The sequence below is a fragment of the Microcystis sp. M49636_WE2 genome (assembly GCF_030065375.1).
GTDB classification, from domain to species: Bacteria; Cyanobacteriota; Cyanobacteriia; order Cyanobacteriales; family Microcystaceae; genus Microcystis; species Microcystis aeruginosa_C.
In genome coordinates this window covers 1-11,971 of sequence record NZ_JASJFG010000424.1, presented here as the reverse complement: position 1 = coordinate 11,971, position 11,971 = coordinate 1, and the positions used below count along the sequence as shown (strand labels likewise).

The window sequence follows — 11,971 nt, the reverse complement described above, 5'->3', positions numbered from 1 at the left end:
TTCGCACTCCGGGTACAAGTGCGATTTCATCGATACCGTAAGCTCTACGGGCTGTTTTGCCCCGACCAATAATTGTATCCACGTTTCTATACTATTTCAGACCTATTTAGCCTAGACTAGCAAATTTCGCACCATCTCGAAAAGCTTTTCGGTATTATGGCAAACTAGGCATCGGGAAAATAATCGCCACAGTTGATCGCTTGTTCGGTGTTGGCGCTCCTGGGTTGTACACTACATTTGAGGCGATAATCGTTGGTAAAGTAGCGGCAGTGGGAGCAAGGGATGGAGTGCATCCGTCGCGCAACTTGCCAACTATCGCGCACGGCACTGGCTAAAGACCAGCAAACTAAAGCGATAATGGCAGCGGCGATTGAAAAACGTAAAATAATCCAGATTTCCATAGCGAGCGACTAAAATTACCTGATTTGAATAGGAATCAACCGAGGCAATTGGCAGAGGGTTAGATACTGAACCGTTTACTGACATCCAGACTAACCGTTAGCAATCACCAGACTTTTAAGAACATTTTCGGTCATGGCCGCTATTTGATCCAATTGTTCCTGATGGCGTTTTGCCTGTTTTTTGGCTTCTACCTTGCGTTTCAGGGCTTCCCGGGCTAAATCATCGCGATTTCTGCTTAAAGCTTCGATCGCTACTCGATTCCATGTTTCTGCTTCTTGAATGGCTTTTTTGTACTGGGGTTGAATTTCATCCCAACTCACCTTAAGATTGCTTAAAGCCCCTTTTAATAGGGTTTGGGCATTGTTGGGGTCGGCTCCGATGAGGGATTTTTTCAGAGGTTCGTAGAGTCCCACCGCTTGTAAATGGGTAATAATCGGGATAAATTCTTCTATCTGTTGACTTTTGCTAATACCGGTCTTACACCAAGTGGCAAAATGTTCGCAGTTGTTAAAAAGAAGATTATATTTCTGCTCCCCCAGACGACTTAGCGCCCTTTCTACCACCACATCGGGGATAAAGGAAAATCCCACCTCTACATGGCGCACCACATAGATTTTACCGCCCCTAGCAAAGGTTTCTAGGGAAGTTCGTTCCACAATCTCGCTCGGTTTTCGGTAATGAATGACGCTACCATCACCGCAATCGATGCCATGATGAGCATAAACACCCTGAAGATTGAGCAATTCCCGATAGGCGTATATTTGATCCCCTTTAGCCATATTTTTTTAGTGATAAAGTAAACAAGGAGATTGTCTATTGAGTCAGTTTTTCCAGTTATTAATAAGCCATTCAGATTTGGGTATTCTGGTTTTCGTGTTTTACTTTTTGTTATGAATTAAAGCCAGCAAACAGCTTAAGTCGAAAATGTTCAAGATTGCTTTAATTCATAACTTATTCTTTTAATAGGCTTTATTTTTGTATTCATGCCCTCAGTTAATCCATTGGTTGTATAATTTTCACAGTAATTATCTAACCGTTGACTCTGTGGAAGGACTCTGGTGGGGCAGCGGAGAAGGAGAATCACTAACCCTCCTAGAGGCGCGATTCCTGATTTTGAAAATATGCGCTGCCGCTTTTTAGCCAGCCTTTCGCCATAATTTTTGATTATCATCCTTGATCCAGAAGAGCCTTTTCTTATTTTACTAAAGAATGCTTAACAGAGAAACACCAGCTAGTATAATAATACAACCAAATAGTCTTTGTTTGATATTTTTTTCATGAAATAAAAAATAGCCATACCCCACACTCATCAATAAACTGCTTTGTTTCACCGCCACTGAATTCGCCGCCACCGTTCAATTAAATCTTTTGCCAGATAAAGATTTAGTCGATTTATGCCCCCCTATCGAACCATAACAAGTAACGAAGAACCGTCAAGGTAAAGTTTTATGACAGGATTCAACGTTTCTGCATCTAGTCAGTCAGGTACTGGTATGCTTCAAACTTGAAATGGGCCGCTCTCAGACGAGCGAATCAGACACCTGTGACAAGCCTCTTACGGAGACTCTATGGCTAAACAATTCAACGGGACAATCGCCCTCGATATTCGTGATTCCGTACCCGATTGGGAACCCTACGCCGAACCGAAAGCACCCGCAAATTCACCGAATATTCTTTACATAGTCATTGACGATACGGGATTTGGTGCCTGGGAAATGTTTGGTGGCAAAATTAAAATGCCCAATTTAGCTCGTATTGCTCAAAAAGGCTTAATTTATACCAACTTTCACACTACCGCTCTTTGTTCTCCCACTCGTTCATCCCTATTAAATGGACGCAATGCTACCAGTAACGGGATGTCTTGTATCGAAGAGGTGACAGCGGGTTTCCCTGGTAATAATGGTCGCATTCCCTTTGAAAATGCCATGATTCCAGCCGTATTGAGTGAGCGTGGCTGGAGTACCTTCGCCCTTGGTAAATGGCACTTAGTGCCAGAAGAAGAGGCAAATATGGCATCCACGAAGCGGCATTGGCCTTTAGGTCGTGGTTTTGAACGCTATTATGGCTTTTTAGGCGGAGAAACCGATCAATGGTATCCAGATCTGGTCTATGATAACCATCTGATTGAACCTCCTTATGGTCCCAATATGGGGGATACAGAGAACGGTTATCATCTATCGAAAGACCTGGTAGATAAGGCAGTTGCCTTTATCCAAGATCAAAAGGCGATCGCTCCAGATAAACCTTGGCTGATGTACTTCTGTCCCGGTGCCAACCATGCACCCCATCAAATCTGGCCTCAGAAGATCCTAGATTATGATTATAACACGAGCCTGGGAGATCCCGATAATCCAGAAGATTTATCCTTTGTCGAGACAAGTATCTTTAAAGATGGCTATGAAGTCTATCGCACAGAAGTCCTTGCCAAAATGAAAGAATTAGGCATCTTTGGGGATGAGGTAACAGAACCCTCGGTGATTAATCCTCATGGTGAAGGTGAGCTTGCACAACATAACCCTGACCACACTAAGATCCAAGGAGTTCCTGATGGTAAGACGTGGCCTCAAACTGATTGGGTAAAACCTTGGGAAGGATTAAGTCCCGAAGAAAAGGCATTATTTATCCGTATGGCCGAGATTTATGCGGCATTCTCCACCTATACCGATGAACAAATCGGTCGTTTGCTCGATTTTCTCGAAGAAACGGGTCAAATGGATAACACCATCATTGTTGCTGTAGCTGATAATGGTGCTAGTGCAGAAGGTGGGCCTAATGGTTCAGTGAATGAAAACCTGTTCTTTAACGGTATTCCCGATGATTTTGACAAGAACTTTGCCCTTCTCCAAGATTTAGGCACACTGAAAACCTATAATCACTATCCTACAGGATGGGCTTGGGGCTTTGATACGCCTTTCAAATACTGGAAACGTTGGTCAGGTTATGAAGGTGGTGCTGCAACTCCCTTTATGATGTGTGGACCGGGTATTAAGAAGTCACGAATGGCAGATACGGGGATTCGCAAACAGTACATTCACGCGGTTGACTTAGTACCTACCCTTTACGAAATGTGTGGTGTAGAACCCCCAGAAGTGGTTAAAGGTTACACCCAAAATCCCATTGAGGGAATTAGCTTCGCCTATACTTTCGCTCCCGAATATGCTCAACCTGAGTATCAATTTGCTTACAGACTCTCTGACAAGCAAAAACCCAAGGATGCCAATGGAAAACCCAAAAAAGTGCGAGAAACTCAGTTCTATTCCATGTTAGGAACAAGGGGAGTCTGGTATAAAGGTTGGCACGTTTGTACTGTCCATGCTCCTGCACCTTCTAATTGGGGTAATTTTGAGAAGGATATCTGGGAATTGTACTGTATGGATGGGGATCTGGAATTAACTCCCGATCCGACTCAATCTCGTAACTTAGCTAATGACCCGAAATATGCCGATAAACTCGAACAGATGAAGTATATGTGGTTCGTGCAAGCAGGGTTATACAAAGGTATGCCTATTGATGATCGCTCGGCTATGGGTGGAGATCGTCCCCAATTACGTCCCCCAGCATTTGCTCAAGATGACCCAAAGGATGCTACCTTCAGTTACACCTATTATCCAGGGGGATCAGAAATTCCCGAAGCCGTTGCTCCGAATACCCGAGGTCGTTCTTACGAAATCGAAGCCATTGTTGATTTCTCCACGGGTGAGACTCCTAAAGGGGTAATGATAGCTCATGGAGGAAGTTTTGGTGGATATAGTTTCTATATCTACGAGGGCAAACTCTGTTATGTCTATAACTGGTTAGGACAACAGCAACAGAAGATCACTTGTCCACTCTCTATCTCTAATCTTGCCGACGAGGAAAATACACTCAAAGTTGTATTTAACAAGAAGCCCAATCAACAACCGGATAGCAAGTTTGGTGGTAGTACCATAGGAGAGGTACAACTCTATATCAATGGTATTAATCAAAATGCCACGATTGAGGAAGCTTTCCCAGAATATACTGATCAATTCCTGACTCAACCGGGTAAGTTTGGGGTGGGATTTAATATTGGTCGAGATCCCGGACAGCCTGTATCATCAGACTACGAACATGAGTTCGAGTTTTTCGAGTTTGAAGGTGCGAAGCTGAAAAAAGTCATTGTCACGATTAAAAATGACGCGGGTGCGGGCGCGATCGATCCTGAGACAGAATTAATAGGGATGTTGTGGCGTGACTAATCTGCTTAGTCTGTAGCATAGACCCGATTTGCTTTCAAAGCTGTAGGGGTAATTTCTGCATTGCCCCTACCCACTCTAACCCTTGATAAAATAAAGGCTATATCTTGAGTATGCAAATATCTCAAAACCCCTCATCTGCTCCAGGTAAACCTCCCCATAAAGATCTGATCTGGATTCCGGGGGGAACATTTGAAATGGGGTCAAACAGTCGTAAATATCCTGAAGAAGGACCCGTCCACACCGTAACCGTTAGCGGCTTTTGGATGGATAAATATTTGGTCACTAATAAACAATTTAGAAAATTTGTCAAAGAAACAGGATATATTACCTTTGCTGAAAAACCACCGAAAGCAGAAGATTATCCTAATGCTGATCCTGAAATATTAGTTCCCGGATCTGCCGTTTTTGTGAAACCAGATCGTCCCGTTGATCCTCGTACTGTCTGCTGGTGGCAATATATGCCGGGGGCAAATTGGCGACATCCTGAAGGTCCCGATAGTTCGATTAAAAATCGAGAAAACCACCCTGTAGTACATATTGTCTATGAAGATGCCCTTGCCTATGCAAAATGGGCAGGAAAAGAACTCCCAACTGAAGCACAATGGGAATTTGCTGCACGAGGGGGTTTAGAGGGGGCAGAATTTGCTTGGGGTGATGAATTTATGCCTAATGGTAAAGTCATGGCTAATACTTGGCAAGGACAATTTCCTTGGCAAAATCTCAAACCTCATGCACCCGGTCCAGAAGCAGTAGAAAGCTATCCCCCCAATGGTTATGGACTTTATGACATGATAGGTAATGTCTGGGAATGGACACAAGATTGGTATCAGGAACAACATCCCAAAAACCCGACTAAAGCCTGTTGTACCCCGAAAAATCCCCTAGGCGGAACCGAAGAAGATAGTTATAACCTCAAACTTCATCCCTCAATGCGAAAACCCCGTAAAGTCCTCAAAGGAGGCTCTTTCCTCTGCGCCCCTAACTACTGCGCTCGTTACCGTCCCGCCGCTCGCCATCCCGAAGATATCGACACTTCTACCAATCATATCGGTTTTCGCACAATTTTTTGTCCTGATTAGAATTTATTACCGCTCACAATGACAATTAAGATGGCTCATTATGTTCTATTTTTAAAAGTTTCAGAGGGAAAATAACCAAACAGTTGTTTATAATCAGAGGCAAGATGTCCTCGCTCAAAAAAACCTAATTCTTCGGCAATTTGATAAATTAACGTTAGTTCGGGGTTTTGGGTAATGGATTGATGTAAGGCGTTAAGACGAAGCTTTTTAAAATAATTTTGAGGAGACATTTCTACTCTAGCTTATATGACGCAGCCAAGCACTCTAAGCGATCGTGCTTATATGTCGCCCCAAGAACGAGATCTGGCCTATAAGAAAATGCGTGAAGATTTTGAAGGCTACAAACGTCGTTTAGGCTGCTAATAGTCTAAATTTAGATCTCTTAACTGAAGTTTAATTAATAATTTTTGAGGCGCGTTTCTAACGTGCCTTTTTTCAAAATTTTATTTAAACTTTGGCGATTATAATTGACATTAATTCCTTGCATTTTCACGAGCGCACTTAGGTGTCTCATGCCAACGATACTTTTAGCCAGCACAAAACCTACCCAGCAGCACATCAAGGTAAATGTACTTATGTAAAATAATCATTTTTGGGGAGTGGTTTGAGAAGCTATTTCATTAGTTTTGGTAAAATTATAAGCCTGGCTTATTCACCCTTATTAGGGTATATTTAATTTATGTTCCTATCTATAAAAGCAACTTTTGTATAACTTCTTTCCATATTTGAAGATTTACAGCTTGTCAAAACCTATTGTAGCATTCATCTTAATGGTGAGGCACGAAGTTTTCCTCTGGTGGAGTCGGTCATCAATACCAAATTAGGTTACACTTCATCTCTATGGGAAACGCTGTAAAAATTATCGAGGTAGAAATTGAGAACTATAGCCTAAACACCAGCGATTCAAGCCCCTTTTTGACTGTTAACCCCCTTAACCCAGAGATTATGGATGCTTTTAGTCCCTTTCCCCCTGACTGGACAGAGAATGCCGTTCACGCCTACAATTTTTGTTGTCCTTACTGTGGGGCAAAAGCTAAAGAAGCTCAGGCCGTTTGGATCAATCGCCGCGCACCCGTTTTAGGAGAAGATTCCCGTCGTAAATGGCAGGAATTCTATCATTGTCAATGCGATCGAGTTTGGTGGGCCTGGAGTAGTGATCGACCTGCCGAAAATAAGTAATTCTGAATCGGGAATGGAAAATATGGCCGATGTTTATGTTTCTTGGGATGAATACCATCGTCTGATCGAAAAATTAGCAGTAAAAATCGATCATTCTGGTTGGCAATTTGCTCAGATTGTCTGTTTAGCTAAGGGAGGATTGCGCGTCGGTGACATTCTCTGTCGTCTTTTTCGTCAACCCCTAGCCATTCTCTACGCTGCTTCCTACGGGGGGGAAAATCATCAAATTCGGGGAGAATTAACTATTTCCTCGAATTTAGCCATGATCGAACCCAAATTAAAGAGTCCCTTGTTATTAGTGGATGATTTAGTCGATTCGGGAATCACTCTCCAAAAAACCTCGATTTTGTTACGGGAAAAATACGGGATTACCAATATCAAAACTGCGGTGATCTGGTACAAAGCGGCATCAAGAATCAAACCTGACTATTATGTGGAATATTACCCCGATAATCCTTGGATTCATCAACCCTTCGAGCGTTACGAGTTAATTACACCCAAAGACCTCCTAGAATAAATTCAGTTTAGCATCAGCGGTAGAGAGTTTCCCCTTAAAAATACCACCAAAGAAGATTCATATCTGAAATCGGCAACGCCATCTATTCTCCGTAGGATTCAGCAGTAATTTTGCCCCGAAAAACGATGTAATTATAAACTGTATAGGCTAGTAAAATTGGGATTAAAAAACCCACAAAAGTCAGCATAAACACCAAAGAACTAGGGGCGGCCGCCGCTTGATAAATTGTCACTGACGGGGGAATAATATCGGGGAAAATCAACAATCCCAAACCGAGAAAAGAGAGCATAAACAGCAATACTGTCCAGACCATGGGGGTGTTTTCTTCCTTTAGTTGCAAACTCCGCAATAATAAACCCAGTAACAGCACAGCTAAAATCGGGATGAGGATAAAGATGTAAATTAGTCGAGGGTCAAATAAACGCTGACGGATATGGTCAGAAAGCAGCGGCGTACTGATGGTGATAAAGACAGCACCGATAAAAGTGGTAATAGCGGCAATTTTTGCCGTTTTATAGTGAACTTCCTGTAAATTACCCGTAGTTTTCAGAATTAGGTAAGTGGAACCCACTAAAACATAAGCTTGGATTAAAGTTAGAGACACTAGAATCGATCGCCATGTTAACCAATCAAAGGGGCCGCCGGCAAAATGACCCAATTCATCCACTTTAATGCCCTCAAAAACCGCACCGAGGGCGAATCCTTGCCCCAAAGCGGCCAAAAAACTGCCGAGTCCGAAGGCATAATTCCAGAACAATTTCTGGCGAGAATGTTCACGAAACTCGAAGGAAACAGCCCGAAATAATAGCCCCACCACCATAATCACAGCAGGCAGGTATAAAGCGTTTAAAATTGTCCCGTAAGCTAGGGGAAACGCCCCAAACAGGGAACCACCCATCAAAACAATCCAAGTTTCGTTAGCATCCCAAACATTGCCCAAACTGGTCATTAAAATACTGCGACGCTTCTCGGAGGAGGAAGTCAGGGAAAGAATTCCCACCCCCAAGTCAAAACCATCGAGAAGGACGTAGAGAAACAGGAATAAACCCAGAATAAAAAACCAAATTTGTGGCAAAAAATACTGTAACGGTTCCATAGTTCCTCCTATTGTTGCGCTTCTAGGGAACGAGGATTTAGTTCTGGTGAGGTCACTTTTTCCTGTTGAGTCCCCGGCAGTGGTAAGTTAAGATTTGGTCCCTGACGGATAATAAGACTACCGAAATAGAGAGCAGAAACCAAGAAAACGACATAAATCGCCGTAATTCCGATTAAAGAGGTTAAAATCTCGCCTGCGGGCAGTTTAGAAGCAGCATCCACTGTCCGGATTTGATTGTAAACCGTCCAGGGTTGACGACCGACACAACGGACAATCCAACCGGTTTCAACCGCAAGATAACCCAGAGGGGCCGCAAAAACCCAAGCGCGCAGTAACCATTTTTGACTGTCGATTTTTTCGTTACTCAGTTGACCGCACAGCCATTGCCCGACAGTTACAGTCATTAAAGAAGCAAGAAAAAGACCGATAGCGACCATAATCCGGAAGGAATAATAGATTAGCCCCACCATGTGCGGTCTGTCTTCGTATTTCCACGTTTTTAAGCCGAGAACAGGTTCCGATAACTTGGGTTTTAACTCCAAAAGATAACCCAAAGCATTAGGAATTTTCACTTCCCAGCTATTTGTCTCCGCTTTATCCTTGGGTAAAGCAACCAAACTCCAACCGGCAGTTTCTCCCGCAGGAATAGTTTCCCATTGCGCTTCCATGGCGGCTAATTTAGCCGGTTGATAGTGATACACTTGTTCGGCACTAAGATGACCGACAAAAATTTGCAAGGGAGCAATAACAATCGCTAGAGTAAGAATAATTTTGAGAGAACGACTAAAAAAGCTAATGTGACGTTTATTGAGCAAATACCAAGCACTAATCCCACCAATGACGAAAAGAGAAGTTTCCAGAGTAGCGAAAAACATATGCAGGAAACTATTAACCATGAAGGGATTGAGAATCGCTTGTAGGTAATCCTGAACGATAAATTTACCATCCACGAAGATGCCACCGGCGGGGGTTTGCAGCCAAGAATTAGCGGTTAAAATCCAGAAAGTGGAAAGATTAGCCCCGAAAGCGACGAGAATTGTCGCTAGGAAGTGAATTAAAGGGGGAACTCGTCCCCAACCAAACAACATAATTCCTAGAAAACTAGCCTCTAGCATAAAGGCCATGGTTCCCTCGAAACCGAGGATAGTTCCGAAAAAGTCCCCCACCGCTTCCGAAAAAGGCGCCCAATTCATGCCAAACTGGAAGGCCATGGGTAAACCAGAAGCAACTCCAATGCCGAAATTGAGAATGTAGAGTTTTGCCCAGAAGCGAGCGTGATGATAGTAGTCAGGATTGCGGGTTTTTAGCCATAATCCTTCGACAATGACTAGATAAATGCCCATACCAGTGGTTAACACCGGCCAAAGCATATGGAAAATAGCGGTGACGGCAAATTGTATCCGCGACAAAGCGACGGGATTGGCAAGTAAATCCATGATTACAATCTTTAAACGATCGTGAAGATATCATAAGCACCTATAATACTTAGCCAGTAATGCCCTGAAAAGGCAAGGGTAAATAGGAATTATATAGATTGTTTTTAGATTTATGCGATCGCTTTGATGGTATTCAATGACATAGTTAGTAATCTTGTATTATATTTGAGGGGAAACTCAGAAAAATTGCTAGAATATTAGCCTGATTAATTAATTTTCCCCTCGATCGAGTATGACTTTCTCCTCAGCCGCAGACTTTCAAGATGAATTTGATGTCATCGTCGTCGGGGCGGGCCATTCCGGCTGTGAAGCGGCCCTAGCTTGCGCCCGTCTCGGTTGTCGTACCCTTCTCCTCACCCTTAATCTCGATAAAATCGCTTGGCAACCCTGTAACCCCGCCGTCGGTGGTCCGGCTAAATCCCAATTAACCCACGAAGTGGACGCTTTAGGCGGCGAAATTGGCAAAATGGCCGACCGCACCTATCTGCAAAAACGGGTTCTTAATGCCTCTCGCGGACCGGCAGTCTGGGCCCTACGCGCCCAAACCGATAAACGGGAATACGCGGCGGTGATGAAAGGTATCGTCGAAACCCAAGCCAATCTGGTTATTCGGGAAGCCATGGCCACAGACCTGATTTTAGGGGCAAATGAGCAAGTTTTAGGGGTAGAAACCTATTTCGGCACTTGTTTCGCCGCTAAAGCCGTGATTTTAACCACTGGCACTTTTTTAGGCGGTAAAATCTGGATTGGCGGCAAGTCTATGGCCGCCGGACGGGCGGGCGAATTTGCGGCGGTGGGTTTAACCGAAACCCTAAATCGTCTCGGATTCGAGACTGGTCGCCTAAAAACTGGCACTCCTGCCCGTGTGGATAAGCGTTCGGTGGATTACTCCCGCATGGAACCGCAACCGCCCGATGACGAGGTGCGTTGGTTTAGTTTTGATCCGGAGGTGTGGATCGAACGGGAACAAATGAACTGTCATCTCACCCGCACCACGGCGGCAACTCATCAATTAATCAGAGATAATTTACATTTATCCCCCATTTATGGCGGTTTTATTGACTCGAAAGGGCCGCGTTATTGTCCTAGTATTGAGGATAAAATCGTCCGTTTTGCCGATAAAGAAAGTCATCAAATTTTTATTGAACCGGAAGGGCGCGATATTCCCGAACTTTATATCCAAGGCTTTTCAACGGGACTGCCGGAAAATGTTCAATTAGCAATGCTGCGGACTTTACCCGGTTTAGAAAACTGTGTGATGTTGCGTGCTGCCTATGCAGTGGAATATGATTATTTACCAGCAACTCAGTGTTATCCAACCCTGATGACGAAGAAGATTGAGGGGTTATTTTGTGCGGGACAAATTAACGGGACAACCGGTTATGAAGAAGCGGCAGCCCAGGGACTGGTGGCGGGGATTAATGCGGCGCGGTTTGCTTTAGGAAAAGAGTTAATTGTTTTTCCCCGGGAGGAAAGTTATCTAGGAACTTTGGTCGATGATTTATGTACTAAGGATCTGCGGGAACCCTATCGAATGTTAACCAGTCGTTCCGAATATCGCTTAGTATTGCGATCGGATAATGCCGATCAAAGATTAACACCTTTAGGGCGAGAAATTGGCTTAATTGATGACCGGCGTTGGCAATTATTCCAAACTAAACAGGCTAATATTATCGCTGAAAAAGAACGCCTACACGAAACGAGAATTAAAGAACGGGATGAGGTGGCAATTGCCATCGTTAAGGATACGGAACAAAAAATCAAAGGTTCTCTCTCTTTAGCGGATTTACTGCGTCGTCCTAGCTTGCATTATCTCGATCTTGATCGTTATGGTTTAGGTAATCCTGATATAAATTTAGCCGAAAGAGAAGGGGTAGAAATTGAGATTAAATATTCCGGTTATTTGAAACGACAACAAAATCAAATTGACCAAATTAGTCGCCACAGTAACCGTCATTTATCCCCCGATATTGACTACATGAAAATCGAAACTTTGTCAATGGAATCGCGGGAAAAATTAACAAAAATTAAACCCGCCACCATCG

The 11,971-nt window shown here is 43.6% G+C and carries 10 protein-coding genes and 1 pseudogene; 5 read left to right on the top strand and 6 right to left on the bottom strand.

The window, feature by feature from the left end; translation table 11 throughout:
• Positions 1-164: 164 nt before the first annotated feature.
• From PX484_RS10165 to PX484_RS10155, 3 genes and pseudogenes are all read right to left on the bottom strand, one after another.
• Positions 165-401, bottom strand: coding sequence for a hypothetical protein (locus tag PX484_RS10165; RefSeq protein WP_287764953.1), 237 nt, complete (start codon positions 399-401; stop codon positions 165-167).
• Positions 402-491: 90 nt separating this feature from the next.
• Complete coding sequence (locus PX484_RS10160) at positions 492-1,181, bottom strand: lecithin retinol acyltransferase family protein (RefSeq protein WP_002736879.1); 690 nt, start codon at positions 1,179-1,181, stop codon at positions 492-494.
• Positions 1,182-1,290: 109 nt separating this feature from the next.
• A pseudogene (locus PX484_RS10155) lies at positions 1,291-1,441 on the bottom strand (transposase); the annotation flags it as partial.
• A gap of 529 nt (positions 1,442-1,970) precedes the next feature.
• Between PX484_RS10155 and PX484_RS10150 the strand changes: the two are divergent.
• Entirely contained in the window at positions 1,971-4,619 is a 2,649-nt protein-coding gene (locus tag PX484_RS10150; protein ID WP_287764951.1) for a sulfatase-like hydrolase/transferase, read from the top strand.
• Between the two features lie 110 nt (positions 4,620-4,729).
• Positions 4,730-5,698, top strand: a complete 969-nt coding sequence (locus PX484_RS10145; RefSeq protein ID WP_287764949.1) for a formylglycine-generating enzyme family protein — start codon at positions 4,730-4,732, stop codon at positions 5,696-5,698.
• A 38-nt stretch (positions 5,699-5,736) separates the two neighbouring features.
• Here the strand turns inward: PX484_RS10145 and PX484_RS10140 are convergent, their stop codons facing one another.
• On the bottom strand, positions 5,737-5,928 hold the full coding sequence (locus tag PX484_RS10140; protein ID WP_002757988.1) for a helix-turn-helix domain-containing protein: 192 nt from the start codon (positions 5,926-5,928) through the stop codon (positions 5,737-5,739).
• A gap of 715 nt (positions 5,929-6,643) precedes the next feature.
• Between PX484_RS10140 and PX484_RS10135 the strand changes: the two genes are divergently transcribed.
• Both PX484_RS10135 and PX484_RS10130 read left to right on the top strand, forming a co-directional pair.
• On the top strand, positions 6,644-6,877 hold the full coding sequence (locus tag PX484_RS10135; RefSeq protein WP_002771307.1) for a hypothetical protein: 234 nt from the start codon (positions 6,644-6,646) through the stop codon (positions 6,875-6,877).
• Between the two features lie 22 nt (positions 6,878-6,899).
• Complete coding sequence (locus PX484_RS10130; RefSeq protein WP_287764958.1) at positions 6,900-7,394, top strand: phosphoribosyltransferase; 495 nt, start codon at positions 6,900-6,902, stop codon at positions 7,392-7,394.
• An 82-nt stretch (positions 7,395-7,476) separates the two neighbouring features.
• On the opposite strand, the gene cydB is transcribed toward PX484_RS10130, so the two are convergent.
• Positions 7,477-8,490: a cytochrome d ubiquinol oxidase subunit II gene (gene cydB, locus PX484_RS10125; RefSeq protein WP_150976589.1), complete on the bottom strand. Its 1,014-nt coding sequence runs from the start codon at positions 8,488-8,490 to the stop codon at positions 7,477-7,479.
• An 8-nt stretch (positions 8,491-8,498) separates the two neighbouring features.
• The gene (locus tag PX484_RS10120; protein WP_024970726.1) at positions 8,499-9,926 is read right to left on the bottom strand and encodes a cytochrome ubiquinol oxidase subunit I; all 1,428 of its coding nucleotides are present in this window, start codon (positions 9,924-9,926) and stop codon (positions 8,499-8,501) included.
• A 232-nt stretch (positions 9,927-10,158) separates the two neighbouring features.
• On the opposite strand from PX484_RS10120, the gene mnmG reads away from it, so the two are divergent.
• Positions 10,159-11,971, top strand: a 1,813-nt coding sequence (gene mnmG / locus PX484_RS10115; RefSeq protein ID WP_288103717.1) for a tRNA uridine-5-carboxymethylaminomethyl(34) synthesis enzyme MnmG, incomplete at its 3' end; no start/stop codon positions are given.

Bases quoted from the DNA above. Each gene is read 5' to 3' on its own strand.
- PX484_RS10165 (WP_287764953.1), bottom strand. From the start codon at position 401: ATGGAAATCTGGATTATTTTACGTTTTTCAATCGCCGCTGCCATTATC.
- PX484_RS10160 (WP_002736879.1), bottom strand. From the start codon at position 1,181: ATGGCTAAAGGGGATCAAATATACGCCTATCGGGAATTGCTCAATCTT.
- PX484_RS10150 (WP_287764951.1), top strand. From the start codon at position 1,971: ATGGCTAAACAATTCAACGGGACAATCGCCCTCGATATTCGTGATTCC.
- PX484_RS10145 (WP_287764949.1), top strand. From the start codon at position 4,730: ATGCAAATATCTCAAAACCCCTCATCTGCTCCAGGTAAACCTCCCCAT.
- PX484_RS10140 (WP_002757988.1), bottom strand. From the start codon at position 5,928: ATGTCTCCTCAAAATTATTTTAAAAAGCTTCGTCTTAACGCCTTACAT.
- PX484_RS10135 (WP_002771307.1), top strand. From the start codon at position 6,644: ATGGATGCTTTTAGTCCCTTTCCCCCTGACTGGACAGAGAATGCCGTT.
- PX484_RS10130 (WP_287764958.1), top strand. From the start codon at position 6,900: ATGGCCGATGTTTATGTTTCTTGGGATGAATACCATCGTCTGATCGAA.
- cydB (WP_150976589.1), bottom strand. From the start codon at position 8,490: ATGGAACCGTTACAGTATTTTTTGCCACAAATTTGGTTTTTTATTCTG.
- PX484_RS10120 (WP_024970726.1), bottom strand. From the start codon at position 9,926: ATGGATTTACTTGCCAATCCCGTCGCTTTGTCGCGGATACAATTTGCC.